The organism is Euzebyella marina, from assembly GCF_003687485.1.
Classification (GTDB): domain Bacteria; phylum Bacteroidota; class Bacteroidia; order Flavobacteriales; family Flavobacteriaceae; genus Euzebyella; species Euzebyella marina.
This window is the reverse complement of the sequence record NZ_CP032050.1, coordinates 1,004,227-1,029,428: the sequence shown is the minus strand read 5'-3', so window position 1 is coordinate 1,029,428 and position 25,202 is coordinate 1,004,227. Positions and strand designations below refer to the sequence as shown.

The 25,202-nt window shown below is 41.2% G+C and carries 17 protein-coding genes; 2 read left to right on the top strand and 15 right to left on the bottom strand.

What is annotated here, in order from left to right:
• The first annotated feature begins 104 nt into the window (after positions 1 to 104).
• Entirely contained in the window at positions 105 to 1,190 is a 1,086-nt protein-coding gene (locus D1013_RS04180; protein ID WP_121847688.1) for a sensor histidine kinase, read from the top strand.
• Positions 1,175 to 1,909: a LytR/AlgR family response regulator transcription factor gene (locus D1013_RS04175; RefSeq protein ID WP_121847687.1), complete on the top strand. Its 735-nt coding sequence runs from the start codon at positions 1,175 to 1,177 to the stop codon at positions 1,907 to 1,909. The genes D1013_RS04180 and D1013_RS04175 overlap by 16 nt, the downstream gene beginning before the upstream one ends.
• A 219-nt stretch (positions 1,910 to 2,128) precedes the next feature.
• Here the strand turns inward: D1013_RS04175 and D1013_RS04170 are convergent, their stop codons facing one another.
• The 15 genes from D1013_RS04170 to D1013_RS04100 form a co-directional block, all read right to left on the bottom strand.
• The gene (locus D1013_RS04170) at positions 2,129 to 4,132 is read right to left on the bottom strand and encodes a CehA/McbA family metallohydrolase domain-containing protein (protein ID WP_205601272.1); all 2,004 of its coding nucleotides are present in this window, start codon (positions 4,130 to 4,132) and stop codon (positions 2,129 to 2,131) included.
• 92 nt (positions 4,133 to 4,224) lie between these two features.
• Positions 4,225 to 4,983 (bottom strand): ThuA domain-containing protein, encoded by a 759-nt coding sequence (locus tag D1013_RS04165; RefSeq protein WP_121847685.1) that lies wholly within the window; start codon positions 4,981 to 4,983, stop codon positions 4,225 to 4,227.
• Positions 4,984 to 5,022: 39 nt separating this feature from the next.
• Entirely contained in the window at positions 5,023 to 7,734 is a 2,712-nt protein-coding gene (locus D1013_RS04160) for a PVC-type heme-binding CxxCH protein (RefSeq protein ID WP_121847684.1), read from the bottom strand.
• A 49-nt stretch (positions 7,735 to 7,783) separates the two neighbouring features.
• On the bottom strand, positions 7,784 to 8,191 hold the full coding sequence (locus D1013_RS04155) for a cupin domain-containing protein (RefSeq protein ID WP_121847683.1): 408 nt from the start codon (positions 8,189 to 8,191) through the stop codon (positions 7,784 to 7,786).
• A gap of 10 nt (positions 8,192 to 8,201) precedes the next feature.
• The gene (locus D1013_RS04150; RefSeq protein ID WP_121847682.1) at positions 8,202 to 9,062 is read right to left on the bottom strand and encodes a phosphoenolpyruvate hydrolase family protein; all 861 of its coding nucleotides are present in this window, start codon (positions 9,060 to 9,062) and stop codon (positions 8,202 to 8,204) included.
• A 54-nt stretch (positions 9,063 to 9,116) separates the two neighbouring features.
• A complete protein-coding gene (locus D1013_RS04145; protein ID WP_121850592.1) occupies positions 9,117 to 10,337 on the bottom strand; it encodes a Tm-1-like ATP-binding domain-containing protein in 1,221 nt (406 codons plus the stop codon).
• A gap of 11 nt (positions 10,338 to 10,348) precedes the next feature.
• Entirely contained in the window at positions 10,349 to 11,332 is a 984-nt protein-coding gene (locus D1013_RS04140) for a glycoside hydrolase family 43 protein (RefSeq protein ID WP_121847681.1), read from the bottom strand.
• An 11-nt stretch (positions 11,333 to 11,343) separates the two neighbouring features.
• Entirely contained in the window at positions 11,344 to 12,516 is a 1,173-nt protein-coding gene (locus D1013_RS04135; protein WP_121850591.1) for an aldose epimerase family protein, read from the bottom strand.
• 13 nt (positions 12,517 to 12,529) lie between these two features.
• Positions 12,530 to 14,236, bottom strand: a complete 1,707-nt coding sequence (locus tag D1013_RS04130; RefSeq protein WP_240467928.1) for an arylsulfatase — start codon at positions 14,234 to 14,236, stop codon at positions 12,530 to 12,532.
• Positions 14,237 to 14,264: 28 nt separating this feature from the next.
• Entirely contained in the window at positions 14,265 to 15,422 is a 1,158-nt protein-coding gene (locus D1013_RS04125) for a glycoside hydrolase family 43 protein (RefSeq protein WP_205601271.1), read from the bottom strand.
• A 198-nt stretch (positions 15,423 to 15,620) separates the two neighbouring features.
• Entirely contained in the window at positions 15,621 to 16,310 is a 690-nt protein-coding gene (locus D1013_RS04120) for a DUF3823 domain-containing protein (RefSeq protein WP_121847678.1), read from the bottom strand.
• Between the two features lie 19 nt (positions 16,311 to 16,329).
• Positions 16,330 to 18,219: a RagB/SusD family nutrient uptake outer membrane protein gene (locus D1013_RS04115; RefSeq protein ID WP_121847677.1), complete on the bottom strand. Its 1,890-nt coding sequence runs from the start codon at positions 18,217 to 18,219 to the stop codon at positions 16,330 to 16,332.
• 13 nt (positions 18,220 to 18,232) lie between these two features.
• Positions 18,233 to 21,379: a SusC/RagA family TonB-linked outer membrane protein gene (locus D1013_RS04110; protein ID WP_121847676.1), complete on the bottom strand. Its 3,147-nt coding sequence runs from the start codon at positions 21,377 to 21,379 to the stop codon at positions 18,233 to 18,235.
• A gap of 648 nt (positions 21,380 to 22,027) precedes the next feature.
• Positions 22,028 to 23,134, bottom strand: coding sequence for a glycoside hydrolase family 43 protein (locus tag D1013_RS04105; RefSeq protein ID WP_121847675.1), 1,107 nt, complete (start codon positions 23,132 to 23,134; stop codon positions 22,028 to 22,030).
• A 43-nt stretch (positions 23,135 to 23,177) separates the two neighbouring features.
• A complete protein-coding gene (locus D1013_RS04100) occupies positions 23,178 to 25,193 on the bottom strand; it encodes a glycoside hydrolase family 2 protein (protein ID WP_225621360.1) in 2,016 nt (671 codons plus the stop codon).
• Positions 25,194 to 25,202 lie beyond the last annotated feature (9 nt).

Here is a 25,202-nt window from a genome sequence, read left to right as displayed (position 1 = left end):
ATAAGGCAAAGTAACTCATTCGTCATGTATATGTAACCGTTGGTCAATTTGCTTTTGAAGCTCGCCTAAATTGAATAATTTGTAGGGTTGAAGTATGTCATCGTATGCAGCAATCGCCCTTAGTCCGATTTATTTTCAGGTACAAATTGCACCATATTCCGTTTTGGATTGTCTATCATTTGGTATGGCTCATCATCAATTTTGGAAGCCTCAAAGGGGTGTATGATTACCTATACTTTACCGATAGTTCGATTAAGTTTTACTTCTATCTCATTTTTCAAATGCTTGGGGTCTATTTTAACCTCTACTACCTCATTCCAAAATTTCTATACCGCAGGCGGTTCGCACTCTACTTACTTTTGGTAGTTGCCACTATTTTGGCTTGCAATGCCATAATCACCAGTGGTTATTATGTTGCGGACTGGCTTTCGCCCATAACTTTTGAAGAAATGTATGGGGTTGGCACCAATGAATTTTTTAAAATTTTCTTTGTGTGGGCATTACCCACCACCGTGGCCAGTATGACCTTGGGCATGAGCATAAAACTGGGCAAAAACTGGTTGCAGTCCGAGAATAAGCGATTACAAGTAGAGAAAGACAGTTTGGAGACGGAACTTAAATATTTAAAGTCGCAAATAAATCCGCATTTTTTGTTCAACACCATCAACTCCATCTTTGCCTTGATTCATAAAAATCCAGATTTGGCTTCGGAATCGTTAGCCAGTTTTTCTGATATGCTGCGCCATCAATTGTATGACTGTGATGATGATAAAATTCCCTTGGAAAAGGAGTTGGAGTTCATCCAAAATTTTATTGATTTGGAATCGCTTCGATTGGATGCGGAGCAGGTAAGCACTTCCTATAAAATTGACAATCAAACGACCAAAAAAAAGGAATTGAGTCCGTTTGTGTTGCTTCCATTTGTAGAAAATGCCTTTAAACATGTTTCCAAAGGAAAAAAAAGGAAGAACTTTATAAAGATGAACCTTTTGGCCACCAACGAGCAGCTGCATTTCACCATGGAAAACACCAAGGATATTAAAACATTGGACAACTCGGAAAAAGGAATAGGCCTTCAAAACATCAAACGCAGGTTGAATTTGGTGTACTCCAATTCCCACTCCCTTAAAATTGAGGAGCTGGAAGACGTTTTTAAAGTAGAATTTAAGCTGTTATGGAGCCCAAACTAAACTGCGTAATCGTTGATGACGAACCGTTGGCACGGGAAGTGCTGGCAGAATATATCGTCGTTCTCGAACATTTAGATCTATTGGCGACCTTGGATAATGCTCTGGAATTGGATCAGTTTCTTTTAAAAAACCAGGTCGATTTAATATTCCTGGACATTCAAATGCCCTATTTAACAGGAATGGAATTTTTAAAGTCGCGCTCCAATCTGCCCATGGTTATCATTACCACGGCCTATCCCAATTACGCATTGGACAGTTTTGCGTTTGATGTCATAGATTATCTTTTAAAACCTATCACCTTCAACCGCTTTTTTAAAGCCATTGGAAAGGCTAGTCATTATCAAGGCAAAACCAATCCTTCGCAACAAGAAATCTCCGCAGAATCCAATTATTTTTTTGTGAAATGCGATGGCAAATACCAGAAAATACTATTGGATGAATTGGTGTTCATAAAGTCATTGGAAAACTATGTCATCCTACAGACGGAAAGTAAAAGCCACATGACCTTGATGCCATTAAAAACAATTGAAGAGTATCTAGATTCCGATAAGTTTCTACGCGTACACAAATCGTACATCGTTCCTTCAAACAAAATAGTCACCGTAGAAAACCATCAACTATTGTTGAACAACCAGCAAGCCATACCTATAGGTAGGAACTACCGAAAATCGGTCATGGAGCAGGTTTTAAAAGATAACGTCATCCAAAAAAAGAAGTGAACTCTTCTTATGTTCAATTTCTTCTCCTTCATCGTAATCGCAATTGGAAAATTCTAGAAAATCACGAATTCATGACCTTATTCTGACGACAGAAACGAAACGCTACTATTATAAAAAAGCATCCTGAAATAGCAGCGGAACTTTCGAACAAAGTAATTGGTTGGTTTACCACCAAGAAAAAAGTCAGGGAATAATTCTTAACGGCTCAGGCAAACCTATCTAGTTCTTTAAATAAACCGTTTGGGTAAAAGCGCCGTTGGCAGCTACGTCCCAAACCTCAACACGAACCCATTTCCTATTTTTGAGTTCTGCCTCAAAGCTGAATTTATCAGTTCCGAAGGCATTAGTGTGGTTCACATCAATACGCTCCCTAAAAACCGAATTGCCATCACCTGAGATAACCTCAATGAAGTTTAGAGGGAAAGTCCAATCCAACTCCAAATCTATTTTAGCTTTCCCATTCTTTAATTGTAAAGACTCTCCCGATTCTTTTCCATCTACCTTGAAGGTAGGTATGCGAATCTCTCCCGTTGTAGAAAAGAAACTGCCCTGACTAAGTTGGTCCAGCACATTGCCCCATCCTTCCGAGAAACTAGGTAAATCTGGTATCTTAAGATAGTTGACATTCATATGGGCATACATTTCGTTCTCAAATGATATAGTGAACAAATCGGCTTCCGCCAACACCTTTTTTTGGTGTCCCCAATTGTTCATATCATCTAAAAGGTCAAGCACGCGTAAACCAAGTTTGGGTTTCGACAAATCTGCGGGCATGGCTTTCCAAGCACCTCCCAAAAAGCGATCCGATTTAAAAAAAGTTTCGTTTTTGTATGCATCGGGGTAACCCGTTGAGCCCTTTATTCTTGGATGAGCCGTCCAGACCAATCCGTTTTCCAATTCCAATAACTTCAACATTTCGTCACTATTGCCGATTCGGTAGACCTTTCCAAAATCTGGCATTTCACTTACGAAAGGCTGGTCTTCATTTCTAGCCATGATCCAATAGACCGGTTTGGGAAAAAAAGCCATGTAATGTCCTCCTAAAAACTCGTTCGGTTCTTCACCTGGCAGCAGCAAAAACTCATCATCCGACCATCTTTCTCCCATATCGAACAAAGCCTTTAGTTCCTGCAATCTCAAACTATCGGGCCCCTGTGGATGTGCCGTGTAATGAAATTCGCCCAAGTGAACGATATCAACCCCCATATGTTTAAAGACATCAACAAATTCGGGTTTCTCAGGAACTTCTTTGCCAGCCCTAACTACGTTCATAATAAACTCATTGTGAAAATGGCTTGAAAGGGTCTTATGATTTTCCAATGGTCGATAGGTATCGCCATTCGTGAATTTCTTGATTTCTTCCAAGACCGTTTCGGGAGATTCAGAACCTAGGTAGCCAAAGAAATTGAGTCGTTGTTCTGACTTCGGGGGCGCATTGAACCAAGGTACAAACCTATTGTCTCCATCAGGTTCGTGCCTGATACCGACACCAAACTTACCCACCATATCTCTATAATTTTTACCATACCAGACCGATTTGAGATTAAAGGCCTCATCTAAGGGATAGAAATACTGATGTGGTGGTGGAAAAATGGCTAGCGCTCCTTTTTCGCCATGTGCAAGAGCAGTTCTAAATTTGACCGCCTTATTGGTGGCAGAGTCGGCTTGAACCTCTGCTGTTTCAAATCTTGAATTTGCATTATCGAGATAAGAAACGTTGGTTGCACTGTCAAATGTTAAACCCGCATCGTACAAAATAGCCTTTGCATTCTCATCGGTAGAAATTACGGCAGCTATATTAAAAAGTGGAATACCATTGTAGATGGTCAACTCGAGCTTTCCGCTAAAAGACGGTGAGGTTATCTCAGAAATAGAAACAACAGTTCTATTAGCATTTTTTGATACCTCAACACTCTTCTTGTTTAATTTAAGCACATGAGATTCATAGGGGCGGGTATGTACCTTATCGAAAAAAATAGTCCAACCATTTTCTGGTTTAAGCGTTCGGCTCCCCTCATTGAGCAGAAATATAGGGTCTGCCAATTTGGCGATACTAGTCCTCTTTCCGCTGTCTAGAATGGAAAGTTCACTGAATAAAGGCTTGTCATTATCGAAATTCAGATTCAGTTCTGCAATCGAGCCATTTTTCAATGGCCATGATAACAACAAGCCTTCTTTTGTTCTGGTAACATCGGTCTTATTCGCCTCTTGATTTTTCGGCAATTGAATTTGTATTTGGGCATGCATTGAAAATACCATCCAACAAATACTCAAGCATATGAACTTTTTAACCAACATTACCATTATAACCTATTTTACTTATTCAACCAATTAAGGCTATTCTTCAATAAAGTTTGATACGCCTGTAAATCGTGGGCCCTTTCATCATGCCCTAACGTATTACCAACAATTTTTGCCTTTGGATGTTTCACTACCCAAACCACAGGAAATTCTTCACCTGACTCTAAACCTTTACCAATGGCCAAGACCTCGACATCTGTTCCGGCAGGGTCTTTTTCCCAACGGTAAAGTTCATCTACAATTCTAAAAGTAGCTGGAACGTCTTTCATAATAGGATGTTCCGGTCTGGTAACAATCACCTCAAACTCTTGCAGTTCTTCGTGCGAGCGTGATCCACCACCTACCAACTCTTTATTGTATTTGGGCCAATCTTCCCAATTGTACCATGTGCTCGGGTGGTAAATAAGCATATCAAGCTTACCACTTTCTACATTGGAAAAAATGGATTCCTTAACCTCGGCACTTAACGGTTTATTGTTGGTCAACATAAGCACGTCAACAACTGGAACCAAAGAAGCTATTTCTTCCATATCTTCTGAATAGACCACCGTATTGCTACCATTTTCACTCAAGATTTTTCCATCAGCTTTTCCGAAGAACTTTAAAAAATCATGGGATCCGCCTCCTCCGGTAATTGCAATTTTACTAGCCTTTTTATTATTGGCTATGTAATGCCCCTTTGCAGCATCAGTAGCATATTCTTTTGGCAGTTCTTGCGTCTTACAACCGACGGCCATCGTTAATGTAGCAAGACCTAATAGTATGTTTCTCATTTTCTGTTTTATTTCTGTTTATATATCACTCTCACATGGTTATGCCCCTGTGACCTGAACCTCTTTTTCGCCATTGGGTGTTACAATAATGACCCCTTGCATAAACCTCCAGTGCCCAGGAAATGTACACACAAAAGGATATCGGCCCGGCTTGTTCGGCAAGTTGATGATTATGGAATCACTTTCATTCGGGGCAAGCATAGTGGTCGCACCCAAGACATAACGTGAATTAGGAACGTAACCCATTTTTTCCGCTTCCGGCGTAGCCACAAACTCGTCTACTAGAGGTCCAAAAGCATCAAGGCTTTCAGGTCTTACAACCACCAAGTTATGCGGCATCTGATCCATGTTCTTCAATTTGATTTCTATGGTTTGACCGGCCTTGGCAAATAGTTCGGTTTGGTCAAAAGCCATCTCTTGAGGAACCGTTTTAAGATCAAAGACCACATCGGCCTTGGTCTCACCTACTTTACCGATACCCATATCGATGTATTGATCACCTCCCGTATTTATACAGTGCAGTGCTATTACATTCTTGCCTTTCTTGAACAATTGGCTTTTGGCCTCATCAAGTTTGATGAACTTATAGGCCTGACCACTGGCGCCCGATTCAGCCATCAACTTCTCACCATTGATGAAAACTTCGTAGTCATCGTCATGGGCAATCTTCAAGACCGGCTCTTCAATTGCTTCATTCAATTGAAACTCTTTTCTTAACCAGATGTCATTTGAATCCCAAAGTGATTTAGCTTTTTCAATGGCCTTACCCCCAAAGAAGGCATCTCCCTTTTTCCAGCTAGAGGTATCGAACTGCTCCGATGCCCAATCATCTCCAGGATCTGAAGTGGTATACAACCATTGCGAAGCACGGTCTTCTGCAGAAGGAACTATCATTTCTACCACGGCAGGATCAACAGTTTCATAATTCAGTTCTCTAAAGTATACCTTGGTAGCTGCATTCAACCACTTATCAGAACTATTGGAAGCATCACCTGCCAACTTTTCCATGGCAGTATAAAGTCCTGATGATTCAGGAAGTTCAGAGGCCCTAACTATCGCCGCCAACCTCACTTGGGCATTCGAATCGGTCAATAATTTGGACCCGGCAAGTAATTCACTACCTGCGGTATCGTTTGGCAACAAGGCCATAGCTGCTCTCTTCACGGCAAAGCTTCCGTTTTCAAGTGCCTTTTTTAAAAGATCTAGCGTTTTGGCATCTTCTCCATCAAAAGCTTCCAAACCATCCAAGGTCCACAAAGCATGCAGAACAGGAGCATTGATTTCATCATTCTGCCCTAAACCTTCTTCGGCCATTGCAATTAATTCACCAACGAGCTCTTTTTTACCTTCTTCAACAATCAAGCGTTGCGCCGTGATTCGCCAGAAAAGATTATCACTTTTTAAAGCGGCCAGAAGAGCTTCGTTATCACCTGCATCTAAAGATGTTATGGCATCATCTGTCTTATCATCGTATTTTACAATGTAGATACGACCATGACCATAGTCTCTTAATTTATTGATGTGAGCATTGCCCTCACCCTTGTCGGCATTCCATATTTGATTGTCCATTCCCCTTTTATCGGGGTTGTGCTGAATAACGGGGTTGTACCAATCTGCAACCCAAAGGTTACCATCGGGCCCGGTTTCAGCGAATACAGGGGCTGTCCAAGCATCGGTACTGGCAAAAATATTTCCGCCATCGACCTCTTTATAACCTGCCCCATCTTTTACAATTTTGGCAATGTGAACCAAATGTCCGGTAGGCTCTGCTACATACATTTGATTTCTATATTCTTTTGGATAGTTGCCTGCCGTATAAAAGTTAGCCCCGGAAGCCGCGGTAAAACCACCACGAACATCGACCTGTTGCAGGGGGATGTCGGTAACGGGAGAAATTTCGTAGTGGCCTTGAATAAAATCGGCATTTAAAGCCCAAGAAGGAAGTTTCTCCAAATATTCATAGTGCTTTAAAGGAATGCCCACATAGCAAGCATGGTTATTATTGGCGGTAGAACCGAAAATTTCGAAATTCTCGTTATAGCCCATTCCCCATGTATTATTATCGAATTGACCCACTGGTTCTAAAAAAGAACCATCTTGACCAAAGCGATAAACACCTCTTTCAAACTTGACATTCTTATCGCCGAAGGTGTTCTCAAATCCAGAATATCCAACAGCACCCCATAAGTTATTATCAAGACCATATCTTAAACTTGACGGGCCTGCATGCGTATCAAACGTACCGAAGCCATCAAAAAGAACGGTGCGCTTGTCCATTTTATCATCCCCATCTGTATCTTCTAAAAAGACCATTTCAGGAGCTTGGGAAACAATAGCTCCCCCCTTGACCAAAACAATTCCGGTGGTCAAACTTTGTTCGGTAGCAAAGTCGGTAAACTTATCCGCCTTGCCGTCACCATCGGTATCCTCACATATGGTAATGCGGTCACCGCCCACATCATTCGCCAAGTCGTGGGGATAATCTTTTGACTGCACTACCCATAGCCTTCCTTTCTCATCCCAAGTAAAGGCTATCGGGTTGATAATATTCGGTTCGGCCGCAAAAAGATGTGCGCTAAAGCCTTCCGGTAACTGAATGTGCTTTTGTGAATCTTCAGGACTCAGTGGATCTTGTACCTTAGGGTTTTCCCCCGTGTAGGTAAGAGGCGGTGGCGGTTCTTTTGTTTCGGTACAGGAATAGAGCCCCATACCCAAAATGGCCAAAAAAAGGCCAGATTTAAATTTTATCATTCTTCTATATTCTTGATTAGTAAGTAGGCCATTCAGGTAGGCCCTTGGTCTATTTTTTTCGGTAACTGGCGTAGGGTTCTTGTTGGCTCACATCAAGTGTACCAGCTTCCCAGCCCTCTGGTGGCGATAATACGGCCAAAAACTCAAGATCACCCTTACCTGCATTAAAAGTGCCATGCACCACATCTTTATCTATATAGATAGAATCACCCACCTCTAGATATTGCATTTCATCTTCGATCCATTGTTCGGCCCTACCCTTAAGTATGTACAGTATTTCGTGCATATTGGGGTGCCTGTGAAAATCGTGGCCCATGCCCTCGGGCACTACCACCTTGACCATATAAGACTGTGCGCCTGCCATGGTTTCAGGGTGGTAATGCCAATAATGGAGCCTGCCAACGGTTTCCTCGAACATTAAATCTTCTTCCTTAACAAATTTCCATTGATCGGACATGTTCTATTTTCTAAAGGGTTAACGATTTGAACTCTTTGGTCAAATTGGTCAATGAAGCTTCAACCCCCATTCTTTCCAAAGAGGAAGCGCCCACAAAACCGTGTAAACCGTCAACGTGGTCTAAGGCATACCTAACATCAGAAGGAGTGTTAATTGGGCCACCGTGCGCTAAAAAGAATGTATCGTGATTAGCTTTTTTAACAGCATCTACTATTTCTTGGGTACGTTCAAGAGCAGCATCCATAGAAACGGTTGCATCGGTTACACCAATCGAACCACCGACAGTAGTACCTACGTGGGCAATAATGGCATCTGCACCTGCTTCGGCCATTTGAACCGCTTCTTCGGGTTTGGCCACATAGACCACAGAGAACATATCCATTCTAGTAGCCAAGTCGACCATGGCTACCTCCTTTTTAAAACCCATTCCTGTTTCTTCCAGAACGTTTCTAAAATGGCCATCGATAATTGAGTGGGTAGGAAAGTTATTGACTCCGGAAAAGCCCATGTCTTTCACTTGACCAAGAAAATGCCACATTCTTCTTCTTGGATCACTACCGTGAACCCCACAGATAACCGGCACTTCTTCGACTACCGGCAATACCTCGAACTCACCGATTTCCATAGCTACGGCATTGGCGTCGCCGTAGGCCATCATACCTGCGGTAGAACCATGCCCGCTCATTCTAAATCGACCAGAATTGTAAATAATGATAAGGTCGGCGCCACCTTTTTCAATGAATTTGGCACTGATACCAGTTCCCGCTCCTGCACCGATAATAGCTTTGTTTTGATCTAAAACCTTTTTTAAACGGTCTCTTACTTCTTGTTTGGTATAAGGGTTACCTATTCCCGTCCATTTGTTAGGCATACTTCAATATTTAATTTTGGTTATACTTATATTTTGTTTGAATTACTTTCAATTTTATTTATCCAATAACAGCAACAACTCTTCGGTTATCACTTCGGCTAATTCCGGAGTGTTTACGTTTACATCTACCTCAACTACTTTTATCTTCGGGTCTAGATGCTCACATAGAGACTTAAAAAGTTGCTTATCGGCCTCTGCGTCATAAAACACCTCACCTTTAGCCCCTATTTTAGATAATCCGTTCAAGGGAAGAACAACGGTAACGGCGTTCTTTGAACTGTTCAACCTTTCAGCAATTTGCCTGCCCAGTATATCGTTCTCTTCTTTATTCGTTCTCATAAGGGTTACGTCGGGGGCCCATGAGAACAAATGCCTGTCTTGGTATTTTTCAGGAACCGTACTTTTCGCGGCAAAATTCACCATATCAATACACCCGGGAACCACCACTTGCGGAAGGCCCATTTTTGAGGCAGATTTTAATCTATGGGGACCAGCGCTACAGATACCCCCGCACAGCTCATCAGCCAATTCAGTGGTCGTAAGGTCAAGTACGGCGTCAAAAACACCTTCTTCCATTAAAGACTCCATCGTTTTGCCTCCGGTACCTACGGCATGAAAAGCCAGAACATCGTATCCTTTTGACTTTAAGATTTCAGAAGCCCTATTCGCACATACGGTGGTGTTACCAAATACACTAAGGGCTATACTGCCTTTGGTATCGCTATCTTTCAAAGGCACGATATTGGCCATTCCTAAAATGGCACCTGCGGCTTGATTGATCAACACCCTACTTATGCGATTAAGACCCGCTACATCAACAATTGAAGGCATCAGAACAATATCTTTATCCTCAATCTTTTCTGATAAATCTTTAGTGGCCAAGGTACTCAAACACAGTTTTGGCACACCGAATGGTAGGGTTTTCATAGCTTCTATAGCAACAAAGGTACCACCGCCACCGCCCATTCCGATAACTGCATTTATCTCATTCTTTTGGAAAAGGTTTGCCAGAATTTGTCCTGCTCCTTTACCCATGACAATAAGCGCTTCTCCTCTATCGTTCGCCTCCCTCAATGCTGCGATGTTTAGTTCTGCAGCCTCAGCAACCTTATCAGCCTCAAAATTTACAGCAAACCGGTCGGTACTGCCTAAAACACCCGTATTAATGGAAACTACCTCAGCACCTCCTTTTGTTAAACAACTATGTAGGTAGGCGAAATCTTCTGCTTTGGTATCAAAACAGCCCACCATCGCCACCTTAGTCTTTTCACTCATATGCTTATTAATCATTTTTTGCCCTCAAGTTGCAAAAACCTAAATGTGTTTTTATCAATGCTTATTTCTTCGTGCCCTTCGTCACCGTCGCTAAATACTAATTTGACAATTGCAGTGCGTCTCGGCTGTACCTTTGAATCATCAAAATGGGTATGAAAGACATAATACAAAGAACCGTCTTCATGCTCTAGAATATCTCCGTGGCCTGTTCCGTTGATTCCTAAAATCTCTTTGGTAATAAAAGGTCCGTTTTTAGATTTGGTCCAAGGACCTAAAGGATGATTGCTAGTGGCATAGCCAACGGCATAATCAGGATTACGAAAATCATTCGCGGAATAAATCATGTAATAAATTCCGTTTCTCTTCAAAATAGTAGGCCCTTCGGTTACGGGCCATTCGCTATCCCACGTATTTTCCCAAGGCAATTCGCCAGAAATACATTCTTTTAACGTCTCAGGTTTTATGGTCTCTAACGAGTCTTCAAGTTCAGCTACAAAAATTCGGTTACCCTCCGTCAACCTTACATGGTAAAGGTATTTTTTATCGTCATCATCAAAATAAATAAAGGGATCTATCTGCCTTACGGGAGCCTGCAAGTCTTTCTTTTCTTTATTCTTAAAAGGACCGGAAGGATGGCTCGAAGTAGCCAATGCGATGTGCTCATCGGCAGTATAGGCCATATAATATTTAGAGTCGTACTTAAATATTTGTGGAGCCCAAAAGCCCTTTGTACCAAATGCATCTCCCTTTCTCATGGCCAACCCTTTTGACGGGCCAGAGGGACCTTGCCAGTCAACTAAATCTTTGGAAGTATAGACCAAGAAACCTTTATCCTTTCCCATTTTTGGATCTCCGGTGGTTCCATATAAATAATATGTACCATCTTCTTGAAAAATAGTCGGATCGGCCAACAAAGGATTTGCCGAGGAATCTTGACCATAACTGCTAAAAAGAATGCCGATAAAAATGGATAGAAAAGAAATACTATATCTCATTGGTAGGTACTTTATTTTGTGGAAAAACGGTATTCAGTCATCGTATGATACTCTTCTCCCGGGTTTAATCTAATGGTCGGAAAATTCTTTTGGTTGGGCGAATCTGGGTAATGTTGGGTTTCAAGACAGAAAGCGGATCGATGTTCATCGCGTGCGCCCGACTTTAACTTATTCTCTGCATTCATGAAATTACCACTATAGAATTGCACGCCGGGTTCGGTCGTGAAGACTTCCATAACCACACCTGATTTGTCGCCTACTACCGTAGCGGCCTGCTTTAAAGAATTGTTCGTTTCATCGCTAAGAACGAAATTATGATCGTAGCCACCTCCATATTTAATTTGAGTATCTTCCGCTTCAATTCGCTCCCCTATTCTATGAGGTTCTGTAAAATCAAAAGGAGTGTTCTTTACCGCTTTTAACTCTCCCGTAGGAATCAAGGTTTCATCGACCGGGGTAAACTTATCGGCATACAATATCATTTCATGGTCTAAAATGTTACCACTGCCCTCTCCATTCAAATTGAAATAAGCGTGATTGGTAAGGTTAACAATGGTCGGCTTGTCGGTTACCGCATCGTATTCAATTCTTAGGGTGTTAGGCTTTATCAAATGGTAAGTTACCTTCGCATCTAGAGCCCCAGGAAAACCTTCTTCCATATCTTCCGACAAATAATTCAATACCAACGTAGTATCATTACTAGACTCTACTTTCCAAACTTTATCTTGAAAACCGTTCGGCCCCCCATGCAAGGCATTTTCACCATTATTGGTCTCTACCGAATAGTTCTTGCCATCTATGCTGAATTTACCTCCTGCGATTCGATTGCCCACCCTTCCTATCAAAGCTCCGAAATAAGATTCCGGACCATCGATATATTCTTTGACACTGCCACGCCCAATAACCACATCTACCCATTCGCCTTTGGTATCTGGCGTAAACAGGCCCACTATTCTTCCACCATAATTGGTGATAGCTACTTCAATATCATCATTTTTAAGCCAATAGAGTTTTACTTGATTACCATCGACAATCGTATCAAAAGCCCCGGCATTAAGATTTTTGGCTCTGGTCTCCATAACCTCAGTGGCCTCTTCTTGTTGCGGTTGACCCTGCTTCTTTTCTTGTTTGCATGAAAAAACTACCGTTAGCAAAATGCTTAAAGCAAATAATTTCAGTTTCATAATCATACTTTTTTTAATTTGGAGCAGGGTAAACTTGGTATTTGCCAGCCAGTTCTTCCCATTCTTTCGCTAATTCTTTTACTTCTTTATGATGGGTAGCGGCCAAATTGACCTGTTCCGTTTTATCGTTCGATAGGTTATATAGTTCCCACGGTTGTCCAGCATCTAACCTTACCAATTTTAAATCTCCTTTACGTAGTGCTTGAGAACCGAAATGTTCCCAAAAAAAAGTTTCTTGTGTGGGTCGACTGGAACTGCCATTTAATAAAGGAATCAAACTGCTACCAGGAGTTGGGGTTATTGACCTTCCATCAAATTCTGTTGGATAAGTACCGCCAGAGACTTCTACACAGGTTGCCATAATATCACTCACGTGGGCCGGCACTGTTCTAACCTCCCCATTATTCTTTAGTTCTTTTGGCCACGACGCTATAAACGGAGTATTGATACCACCTTCGAAGACTTTGGCCTTCCAAAACCGAAAGGGGGTATTTACGGTATGGGCCCACTGCGGACCGATACCTGAAAGAACCGTTTGAGGCCCGGGAAGCACTTCTTTATTAACAGGAAATTGAACCTGTTGGCCATTTCGTGTACTTCCTGCCCTGTCGAAACCAGGGCCATAGTTAGAGGGTCTTTCTGAACTCGCCCCGTTATCGGAGAGAAAGAGTACCAACGTATTTTCTAGTTCGCCGGTCTCTTCGAGTTTGTTCATCAACTCGCCAATGGTTCTATCCATAACATCGACCATAGCAGCATGTACGGCCATAGCGCGTACATCCCATTCTTTATCGGAATTATTTTCCCAATTTAATTCGGGAAACATAAATTCTGGCAATTTAGTATCTTCAGATATCAATCCCTTTTCTACCAAATTTTTATGTCGTTCTTCCCTAATAGCTTGCCAGCCCTTCTCGTATTTATCAACATACTTTTGAATTATACTATCAGGGGCTTGAAGGGGCCAATGGGGGGCACAATGGGCCACGTACAAGAAAAATGGATTTTCTTTTTTAGAAAACTCGTTTACATAGGCAACAGCCGAATCTCCTATAGCTTGCGTATGATAATAATCTTCGGGTACCTTTTCTACCTGCTGGTTGCCATTGACCAAACTAAATGGATCAAAATAATCGACCACACCCCAGATATTGCCATAGAATTTATCGAATCCTCTTGCGGTAGGGTATGTTTTTAAATCGGAAAACGGGCCGTAGTTTTCTTGATGAGCCAACCATTTGAGTTGTTTCTCACCTCCTAAATCATTCGTTTCAGAAACATGCCATTTACCTACCATACCCGTTTGATACCCTTCTTTTTTCAGTACCTCGGCAATAGTAACAGTATTTTCGTTCAATGTACCTTGATAACCCGGCAGACCTGCATCCATTGTCATTCTACCCAGACCCGCTTGGTGTGGATATAACCCAGTGAGCAAAGAAGCCCTCGTGGGGCAACAGCGGGAAGTATTATAAAATGAAGTAGACCTTATACCTGTCGCAGCCAGACGGTCTAGGTTCGGTGTATTTATTTCGCCCCCGTAACAACCTAAATCTGAAAAACCGAGATCATCGGCCATTATGATTACAATATTTGGCCTATCGTCTTTCTTAGGTTGAACTTTATATGTTTGCGACTTAGCATCACTACCAATCGAGAAAAAGGTAATGACCAAAAGGCTTGATAAAACTATCGATATGTAGGTTGCAATTTTTAACACTAGTTTTTTGCCTTTCGGATTGTATTTTTTAATTCTGCAATGGTCTTGGAATCGGTTCCGTGGTTGGGCCATCGACCACCAAAGTGCCGTCTTCTTCAATATTCATCTGGTCAATAAAAACAACTCTATTTTCTCCTGTTGCCTGTGTACGACCATGGTAAACAGTGTACATTTTTTTTCCACCATCTAGAAATAAGACCATGTTATGACCGGTTCCGGTAACATTGCCGCCCTTATCTATATTCTTCTGTAAAACAGGGTTGTTATCTGCCTTTTGATAAGGACCTAATGGCGAATTAGATGTGGCATAACCCACCGCATAATTTGGGCCTGCGTAGTGGTTTGCCGAATACATCATGTAATAAGTGCCGTTATTTTTAAAGGTAAAAGAACCTTCTGTCCATCTTCTATTTACTTCTTTCGAAGTAACCGAACGACTTTCCCATTCGGCATTACGGTCGTTCATTTCAAGCGGTGGCCTAAGTAGTAATTGGGGTTCGCCGATAACACTTTTAAAATCAGCTGCCAATTCTACCCCATAGACCCAACTTTCTTCAATTTCGTCATACAGACCTTCTTTTTTGGCCCATTCAGAAATCTCACTCTCTACAGGATGTTTGTAGCAAACCCTCGAATAATAAAGGTAAAATTTACCATCGTCATCTTTAAAGACATTCGCGTCTATAATAGGATACCCGGGATCAAATAAAGGTTGGTCGGTCAAATCTTTAAAAGGACCTTTAGGACTATCGGAAATAGCCACCCCAATCTTGAAATTTTCAAGTTCATTGTTGGGATTATCCTTATAATCGGCACTGAAAAACAAGAAATACTGATTTTCAAATTTGTACACTTCGGGCGCCCAAAAGTTCTTCTGAGTCCAAGATGCTTCGGTATTTCCTTCATAAATACGGCCTTCGAACTTCCAGTTCACCAAATCATTTGATGAATAGGTAGCAAAGCCATTTTCAACTTGGCCTGTTCCATACATATAAAAAGTGCGATCGCCATTATCCAACACAAATGGATCCCCAAATTCAACATCTATCGGGTTAGAAAACGTTTCAACAGCTACTTCTTTAACTTGTTTTTTTTCAACCTTCTCCTTACACGAACAGAATAAGACGGTTGACATACAAATGCCCAAAAAGAAAGTTCTATATGTAGAAGCTCTAAAATCTATCATTATATTTTTGCCTTTAAGTTAGGCATTCATTGTTTATAGCCTAGTCTTTTATTGAAATACCGGGCTCCGTACCACGGAAGCCCGGTAAAACCTCAAGATAAGTAACTACTAACAACTCAACATTAGCCAATCATTAAGATACTCTTCCCTTTATTCATCTGCACCATCTCTCGCTTCATTACAGGGAAAAGCAATGTATTACAAGTTTAACTTTTCAACAGGTGTATAAATCATATCTTCAATACCCTCTACCTTTACCCCGATACGGGCAAAAATGTAGTCTTGATCCGGTTTTTTGGCATCCTCGGGTATATCTACCGACATTGAAAGGTTGCTCAAATCACTTAAATCGGCATCGACCTGGGCAATGCTTCCTTCACCCCCACTGTTGGTATCGACAAACTGGGTTCTGTTGATTACCAAGGTAACACGTTCAACGGCCCTGCCATTTGCACCAGTAATTATTTGATCAACACCGCAAGTGCCGCTTACCGTTCCGGAAGATTGCGAAAACTGAGCCCCACGGATCATATAATAAGGAGTAACATTGAGGTCCATAGTTTTGTTTCCGCTTAGATTAAAATACAGAGTATCGGAGGAAGCTCTAAATGGACCTTCACCCGGTAGAAAAATCAATTTATAGTCTCCGGAAAAAAGTCTGCTGCTAAAGCTTCCGTCTTGAGCTATAGCTACGTCAATAGGCGCTGGGCTGCCATAGCCCGATTGCCATAATTCAAACCTTACCTGGTTTCTCGCAACTGGTATCGCTTGACCCTCATATACAATATTTCCAGTAAAGTCGGCATCAGGTTCATTGAAGTTATCCAATTCACATGAGGCAGAAACCGCTAGTACAAGTAAGGCCAGTATATAGAATTTTACTTTCATGTTCTTTAGTTTTCTAGTTTTATTGATTAGGATTTCTGACCAGCTTCGGATTATTGTTAATCAATCCCTGACCGATTTCAGAGTAATAGTTTCCTAAGCGGAACCTATCGGATCCAGTAATTCGGGAAAGTCTATTGATTCTGTACAACCATTTGCCATCATTAGCGTCACCTGGATTATAGTACTTGTAAGGCCAGATGTTGTACGGCTGTGTTTCTCTTTTGGTGGCAACACCGATGTTCTCGGTAACCTCTTCGGGGGAAATCGGGTTACCATCCAAAATGACATGAGCAAGTCTCCATCTTTTCAAATCAAAGAAATGAAGACCCTCAAAAGCTAATTCAACATATCTCTCATGTACTATTTTATCGAAGGTAACATCAGCAGCGGTCAATGGCACAGTAAGACCTGCCCTTTCGCGAACATCGTTCAAATAATCAGCAGCCAAATCTGGTTGGTTAAGCTCAAAAGCAGCTTCAGCAGCGTTCAATAACACCTCTGCATAACGATACCTGATGAACCAAACATCACTTTGAGTACCTCTTCTACCTGATCCAGTTGCCGGATCTTGGTATTTTCTAATGTAAAAACCTGTCTGTGCCGTGAACTCGAGTCCATCGATTGGCCCATCGAAACCTACCACCTGCACTTGTCCGGTCATTCCAGGAAGTTCTTTTTGTTGACCTCTTGAATCACCGCTAACAACAGAACCATCTGCCAAAACTACACCGGCCCAAATATCAACATCGGTAGACTTGAACTTGCTTCCTGGAAGAATAACCGTTCCTGCCAGGCGGGCATCCCTACCTTGAAAGATATCTCCGATATTATCAAAATATACCGGAGCACCGCCGATTTCATTTTCAAGTGGTGCGTAAGTACCATCCAACAATTCAAATGATTGAACAAACTGTAGACTTGGATTGATACGCCCACCTTCTTCTTCTTCGGCTCCGAATCTTGGTTGGTTCACAATGGTATAACCATGGGTTTTACCTCCACCTACTAGATAATCTTCAACAAAAATAGCTTCTGGGTTGTTCGCCTTATCGTAAAAGATGCTGGAGAAGTTTTCAGAAAGATCAGGCTTCTTGGTATAAAGACCGTAGCCACCTGCTTCGCCATTGATGATTGCTTCGGAAGCTTCCAAGGCTTTTGTGTAATATTCGTTGGCTCTTGAGGCCGGTATACCCACCTCACCGCCAGGCAATGAAACTTGTGGTGTTGTAGCACCGTACTTGGCAATCGAAGCGGCATATAGTGCAGCTCTGGCCTGCATGGCCAGAACGGCACCTTTGGTAGCCCTTGATTTGGTATTGGCGTCGTTTGGCAATATATCTTTCAATGCTTCAGCTTCACTGATCACAAAATCATAAATAGCGGCCTCTGTTTCACGTGGATGCTGCAAATAAGAAGCATCACCGCTGAAATCGTACGTTTCCGATTCAAGAATAAGCGGAACCCCACCCATTCTTTTTACCATTTCAAAATAATAGGAAGCTCTCAAGAATCTAGCCTCTGCCAAGAATCTGGTCTTGTCTTCCTCGGTCAGTTCGGTAGCCTCGGAGCAACGTTCAAGAAACAAATTGATTTCCCTTATATACGCATAGTCCCAAGTGCCCCAAGCTCCGTAGCCCCAACCATCGTTTTGAAATTCAGGGTATCTACCCGCTTCAGACCAATAGGCGACATTAAAGCCGGCTAGAGAAGCCCAGTCTTCAACCGTACCAAAATCATAATACCTATTATACAGGTCTGCCAATACCGAAAGTGTGGTTTTTGGATCAGAGAATATCTGTTCTTGTGTTAAAATCGAGGTAGACGGCCGATCTAAAAACTCTTCGTCATTCTTAGAGCAACTCCATATTGCTACACTCGCAATTAGTAGTAAATAAATATGCTTTTTCATTTTTCGATCAATTTTAGATAGAAAGGTTAACCCCTACGTTAACAAATTTGTTCTGCGGATACTGCAATCCGTTCTCTTCATTTACCTCTGGGTCAATTCCGAATTTCTTAAGATTGTCAAACGAGAAGAGATTGTAACCGTTTACATAAAATCTAGCCTTTTGAAAACCGACTTTATCCAACCAAGGTTTTGGTAACGAATAGCCCAGTTCTAAAGTACGTGCACGCAAATAAGTTACATTATGCATCCAATAGGTAGAAACCCTGTAATTGCTATGATAACCTGCATTGTATCTAAGTGCTGGATACTTTCCTGGAACCCAAGTACTGTTGGGGTTTGCAGGATCCTGTCTTGACCAACTATCCAAGAATATCTTATTAAGTGCCCCTTGGTTTTGGAAAGCCCAACGGGTTTCCCAGTTCTGAATCCAAGAATAGCCAGAACCTCCAGAAAAATCTGCTGTCATATCGACACCTTTATAAGAAAGTCTAATGTTCAAGCCGAAGTTGATATTCGGTTGTTTACCGAACGAATACCCAATAGGCTTCTCGTCATAACCATTAATACGCCCGTCACCATTGATATCTTCATAAATCAAATCACCTGGAAGAAGCGTGCGGTTACCTTGGCCATCAATATCTACGGTGTAGTTATTGATTTCCTCTTGTGTTTGAAACTCTCCAATTACATTATAACCCCAACGCATATCATTATACCTGCCTTCACTTGAAGCTCTGTATTCTTGCCATGAATTAGAAAATCTTGGTTTATAGGATTCGATAAATTTTCCTCTTGAATAGGATCCGTTGGCGGAAACCGAAACATTGAAATCACCAAAACTATCATTGTAGGTCAATGCGCCCTCGAAACCTGCCTGCGAATCACTATTTACGTTCTCGTCAGGTAAGGTGTAACCCAATTCACTTGGTATAAGTATATCATACTTAAAGCCTCTAAGACCGGTACGTAAACGGTAGAACCAATCATAAGAACCTGTTACCTTGCCATCAAATAGAGCGAAATCAATACCGATATCGGTTATCTTACTTTTGAACCAAGTAAGGTTATCTACAATCTGACCTTTATCTCTGGCACTTACTACAGGTTCTCCGTTTAAAATGGCAGTACCCACGTTGTAGTTATAACCTGGCAAATAATCATAAGCACCGATTCCGATATCATCATCACCTAAAATACCGTAAGAAGCTCTTAACTTAAATTCTGTCAACCAAGCATCTTCTCCAGCGATAGTCTCATACCAATCTTCTTCGGTCATCCTCCAACCGATGGAACCAGAAGGGAAGAAACCGGTTCTTTTTGATGGGGCAAACTTCCAAGACTTATCTTGACGACCGGAAATCTCCAAGAAATATTTCTGCTTGTAGTTATAATTGAACTTACCGATATAACCGATTCGGGCTAACTCACCATCGAAATCATTGAATTCGACCAAGTTGGCAAAGTACATTAACGGAAGAATATTGTTTTCAGGAACCGAACGCATCCATTGGTTTTGATCACGCTCTTCTTGTCTTTCTACCAAGAAAAGGCCTTCTACATTGTGCTCTTGCTCACTACCAAAAGCCTTTTTATACTGAGCCTGCCCTTGATAGACATTTTTAACAATTTTGCGATTTCTTCTTTCACGCCATGGGTTGGTACTGCCACCTGTCACGTTGTAAGCGTCATTTTCAGCATCATAGGTATATGCTTCATAGGTATATTCGTGACCGTTCAATACTTGATCTTGAATATAGTACGAGTACATACCTCTCACCGATAGACCTTCTAACACCCCGCCAAATTGGTATTCACCGTTAAAGTTCGATTGCATAGTTCTTAAGATGTTGGTTGAATAACCTCCAATTTCTTTATTGTGCAGCGCCCAGTTGGTTTCGTTATGCCCTATATCATTCAGATAATCAGGGTTATCGTTAGCATAAGGACGCTCAAATGGGCGGTTACGCAAAATGGCGAACCTTGGCAACCAATAATCATCGGCCCCTGGAATACCGGGGTTATCGGTAGTTTCTATACGACCGCTGATTTGCATGCCAACCTTTAAACGATCGGTAATATTTGCGTCGAGGTTGTTTTGAATATTTGTTCTTTCAAAATTAAATTCAGGACCCAAGACCGCCTCCTGTTTAAGATGGGTTCCAGATATGTAGTAGTTGATTTTTTCAGAACCCCCTGTTGTACTTACGTTTACACTGTACAATGGTGCATTTTTCTTAATGATAAAATCCTTCCAATTGAACGACTGATAGCCTGGTTCTGTACCAACTCTATAGCGCTCCAATTCTTCGGGAGTAATTTGTGTCTCACCAAACTCGTTCAAATCCGCTTCGGCCTTTTTGCTCATATAGGTATAAGAGTCGTTCACAACATCAGGGAAACGCGACCAATTCTGACCACCGTAATAGGCATTGACATTCACAACGTTTTTAGAGTTCTTCTTACCTCTTTTGGTTGTTACAACCACAACCCCGTTGGCGGCCCTTACCCCGTAAATAGCAGCAGCAGCATCTTTCAGTACCGAAATGCTTTCGATATCGCCTGGAGAAATATTATTAAATTGCCCTACGTCAGATTGAATACCATCTATAATGTAAAGAGGGTTACCCATATTACGTATTTGAACGGTTGCAGTAGCACCAGGTCTACCATCGGGCATTTTAAACGTTACACCAGAAATTTTACCGGCCAGACCAGAGCTTACCGATGCACCTGCGTGCACATTCTCTAAATCTTCACTGGTAACAGTAGATATTGCAGCCGTAATAGACTTTTTGTCTTGGGTAGAGTAACCCGTTACTACCACTTCGTCAAGGGCGGCAACATCTTCGTTCATTTGAACATCGACCGTTGCTTGACCATTAACAGGCACTTCCAATCTTTGAAAACCGATATAGCTGAAAATCAAAGTTGCATCAGCCGGGGCATTGACAGTATAATTACCATCAAAATCAGTGGTCACCCCTGTAGTTGTATTTTTAATAATAATCGAAACCCCTGGTAACGGAGCGCCATCACTGGCAGCTGTAACCGTACCCGTCACCGAAGGTGCATCTTGTCCGTATCCTTGGTACATAACTGCACACACCAGAAAAACAGACACAAGAATCTTCTCGATAATGTTAGTCTTTGGTTTTTTCATTGTTTCTCATTTTTGAATGATTGCTTAGAGATTAGTTTGCTAGTTGAGTAAATTGATAGATTCTTAAATTGAGAAAGGTGTTTGTGTCATAATTTCATTTTAAGTTGTTTTAGTTGAGTATTTATTTGAGATAGAGCTTTAAAATTGACAAATTGCCAATGATCAAATAAAATGAATTCAGAATCCTATTACTCTGTGGATTGTATCATTCTATCATACAAATCGTTCAAATTTTAAGAGAAGGTTAAGAGAAGAGTCTTTATTGATACAAATTGTTGCGGTTTGAGACAGATTGTATACCAATCAATTAACAAAGATTTAAATAATTGATTTTCAAATGGTTTAATAACCATATGGAACAAGTCAAATCGTATCAATAAAAGTGAAATCAGAACAATCTGTGCTGAAGTTGCCATTTCAGGTTGGTTTAAAACGTCTCGCGAGATGACTAAAGAAGTCTCCTATCCTGAAAGGATGACAAGAATCAAATCCATCCAAGTAATTACCTGACTTGAAGTATTGTTTAAATTGAGAAAGTTCAAAGAAGGAGATGTTAGAACTGGTACATAAAAAATGCCACCCCAATCCAAGGGTGGCATCGTGCTTAAACTCTAAACAATCCAAATTTGACTCTTACTATTTTCTTATTTATAATCCTGAAGGTTTGACCAATTTCTCAGAGGTTTCAATAGGCTCGCCAAGAATAGGCATATTATCTGAAGACCAAGAAATTTTCTGGGCCCTAGGAGACCTTTTGTTCCCGCAACCATCGACAGGAGTGTCATTTGCATGGTACAATATCCAGTCTTCGGTACCATCCGGGCTTTTGAAAAAGGAGTTATGTCCAGTTCCGAACACAGATTTCTCTTTCGCCTGTTGAAAAATAGGGTCTTCCGATTTAGACCATGATGATTTTTCCATAGGATCATCATTCTTATTCATCGTCAAAAGGCCAAGTGCATAATAGGGAGTCCAGCATCCGCTTGCGGAATAAACAATATGCACCTTATCACCATGAGCTAACATTTGAGGCCCTTCATTAACGTAAACAGGGGCATCCGGTTTCCAAACCCCAGGGTAATGCCAGTTTCTTTCCCAATCATGTTCTGGAGTACTTATCAATACACGATCAGAACTTATCGTATATGGGTTAGACATTTTAGCTATATAAATATTCTGCATCTCCTCACCTCCATCGACCTTGGGATTTTCCCAACCAGACCAAATAAAGTAGAGTTGGCTTTGGTGCTCAAAAATACTTCCATCAATGGCCCAATTATCATTTTTGTCAGTCTTTAGTTTAGACTTTACTTTAAACTCACCTTTGAACGGGTCAGGAGAGCTATTATCTATAACGAACATGCGGTGATTTCGATTATCACCATCATCTGCCGCCACATAAATGTACCAGTGCCCATTAATATTATGAATTTCAGGGGCCCAGATATTTCTAGAATGATCGCCGGTTTCAGGTGCGCGCCAAATTACCTTCGACTCTGCATTTCTTAAATCAGTAATATCTGCAGTTCGCATCAAAGTGATAGCGTTACCGCCAGATTTTATGTAATAAAAATTTCCTTCGTAATAGATGGTCCAAGGATCCGCACCACTATCTAATAGCGGGTTTGTGAAATAGCTGAGTGATTTTTCATCTTCTTGAACAAGATCAGTTTTTGAATTTTCAGCAGCTTCCTTTTCGGTTTCCTTACAAGAGAAAAACAATAACAGCAACACTAAGGGCAAAACCTCTCTCATAAGATTCTAGTTGTAAAAAATGATTGTTACGTTTAACAAAGGATTAATTTAAAGTATCGATGATTTCTTGATTAATTTTCTTGACTTCTTTGATGTTCATTTTGTCTACCTTTCTATCATAGGTCATAAAACCATTAACTTCACCTTCTACATCGGTCGTCTGTGTATATACCGCTCCTGAGAAACCTGCTTTGACCAAGTTCTTGAGCTCTTTCGCATACTTGATGTATTCATCGGTAGTTTCTTTTGAGTTTTTGAACTTTATGTAGCCCCAGTTATTATCCGGTTTCCATAAATGGCCTTTTAAGGGCAAGCCGATTCCTCCATACTCACCTAAGACATTTACCCTTTGCGCATCATATAAGTACATGGCCGGCCCAGGATAATTATGTAAGTCGACAATATCACCTGTACGATAAAAATTACCCCCACTGGCGGAGTTTACAAGTCTACTTTGATCATAAGCCTTTGTCCATTCCGTTATCTCTTCTGTTTTGAACTGACCCCACGCCTCATTGAAAGGAACCCAAACCACGATACTAGGTTGGGAATAGAGATAATCCATAATACCCTTCCATTCCTTACGATAGATTTCTTCAGATTCTGCAGATCTTTTTAATTCCGTACCGGTGAAATAGTTGTGATTCTGCCACTGAGGACTTTTATCTCCGCTAGGCATATCTTGCCAAACCAATATACCGAGTCTATCGCAATGGGCATACCACCTAGCGGGCTCAACCTTAACATGCTTTCTAATCATATTAAAGCCCAGTTCTTTGGTCTTGACAATGTCGTATTTCAGGGCTTCATCGGTAGGTGCCGTATACAAACCATCGGGCCACCAACCTTGATCCAAGGGGCCAAATTGAAAGTAATCTTTATTGTTCAGCTGCATGCGCACAATACCGTAGTCATCTTTTTTCATGGATATTTTTCGCATTCCGAAATAGCTTTTGACCTCGTCAACCTGATTATTTTGGCTATGCAATCTCACCTGTATATCATAGAGAAAGGGAGATTCCGGCGACCACAGTTTAGCATTTGGAATACTTAAAACAGTTTCTTGATCCACATTTGCCTTTGCGGTCGTAATTTCAGTTTCACCGTCAAAAGCTAAAATCTCAACTATATCGCCGTAAGAGGTACCTTCTGTTTCAACTTTTATGCTTACCGTATTATTATCAATGTCAGGAACTGTCTTTAAACTAACAATGCTTTTGGTATTCACAGGTTCTATCCACACGGTTTGCCAAATACCTGTTACGGGAGTATACCAGATACCTTCAGGCTTTTTCACCTGTTTGCCGCGAGGTTGAGGACCTTCGTCAGTCGGATCCCAAACTTTCACGGTCAAAACCTGCTCTGAACTTTGTATGAATGGAGTTATATCAAACGAAAAAGGAGTATAACCGCCCGTATGCGAACCTACTTTTACGTCATTGATCCAGATATCAGCTTTCCAATCGACCGCCCCAAAGTGTAACAGGATATTCTGTCCGCTCCACCCTTCCGGAATATTGAATTTTGTGCGGTACCAAAGCTCATTTGATGACCCTACTTCTTTCATCACGCCTGACAAGCTAGATTCGGCCGCAAAAGGAACCAAAATTTTTCCATCAAAACTTTCAGGAAGTGGAGCACCCTTTTTCAAGATGCTATAATCCCACAAACCGTTTAAGTTTTTCCATTCTGAACGCTCCATTATCGGTCTGGGATATTCAGGAAGAACATTTTCTGCATCTAAACTTTCGGCCCATTTGGTTTTAATTTTATCGCCGGCCGGCTTCCATTGCGCATTGGTCGTTAGAAAAGCCAAAGTAAAAATGGCAAGAATAAGTTTTTTCACATTTTGAAAGGCAAGAATAGAGTGTCTCATGGCGGTTATCAAATGAATTATTTTACAACTATTCTCTAAAGAAACCAATTTGAAAGAAAAGATGCAATACACGCCCGTTTCTTTATTTCGTACAAATTGTTCAAAATCACCGATGTTGATACCTATAATTAAATTTGAACTGTTTCGTATGGTGTATGAAACATTTTGTTGTGAATTTTTCATTAACTTTTA

Coding starts and splice junctions, on each gene's coding strand:
- D1013_RS04180 (WP_121847688.1), top strand. CDS start 105: ATGCAGCAATCGCCCTTAGTCCGATTTATTTTCAGGTACAAATTGCAC.
- D1013_RS04175 (WP_121847687.1), top strand. CDS start 1,175: ATGGAGCCCAAACTAAACTGCGTAATCGTTGATGACGAACCGTTGGCA.
- D1013_RS04165 (WP_121847685.1), bottom strand. CDS start 4,983: ATGAGAAACATACTATTAGGTCTTGCTACATTAACGATGGCCGTCGGT.
- D1013_RS04160 (WP_121847684.1), bottom strand. CDS start 7,734: ATGATAAAATTTAAATCTGGCCTTTTTTTGGCCATTTTGGGTATGGGG.
- D1013_RS04155 (WP_121847683.1), bottom strand. CDS start 8,191: ATGTCCGATCAATGGAAATTTGTTAAGGAAGAAGATTTAATGTTCGAG.
- D1013_RS04150 (WP_121847682.1), bottom strand. CDS start 9,062: ATGCCTAACAAATGGACGGGAATAGGTAACCCTTATACCAAACAAGAA.
- D1013_RS04145 (WP_121850592.1), bottom strand. CDS start 10,337: ATGAGTGAAAAGACTAAGGTGGCGATGGTGGGCTGTTTTGATACCAAA.
- D1013_RS04140 (WP_121847681.1), bottom strand. CDS start 11,332: ATGAGATATAGTATTTCTTTTCTATCCATTTTTATCGGCATTCTTTTT.
- D1013_RS04135 (WP_121850591.1), bottom strand. CDS start 12,516: ATGAAACTGAAATTATTTGCTTTAAGCATTTTGCTAACGGTAGTTTTT.
- D1013_RS04125 (WP_205601271.1), bottom strand. CDS start 15,422: ATGATAGATTTTAGAGCTTCTACATATAGAACTTTCTTTTTGGGCATT.
- D1013_RS04120 (WP_121847678.1), bottom strand. CDS start 16,310: ATGAAAGTAAAATTCTATATACTGGCCTTACTTGTACTAGCGGTTTCT.
- D1013_RS04115 (WP_121847677.1), bottom strand. CDS start 18,219: ATGAAAAAGCATATTTATTTACTACTAATTGCGAGTGTAGCAATATGG.
- D1013_RS04110 (WP_121847676.1), bottom strand. CDS start 21,379: ATGAAAAAACCAAAGACTAACATTATCGAGAAGATTCTTGTGTCTGTT.
- D1013_RS04105 (WP_121847675.1), bottom strand. CDS start 23,134: ATGAGAGAGGTTTTGCCCTTAGTGTTGCTGTTATTGTTTTTCTCTTGT.
- D1013_RS04100 (WP_225621360.1), bottom strand. CDS start 25,193: ATGAAAAATTCACAACAAAATGTTTCATACACCATACGAAACAGTTCA.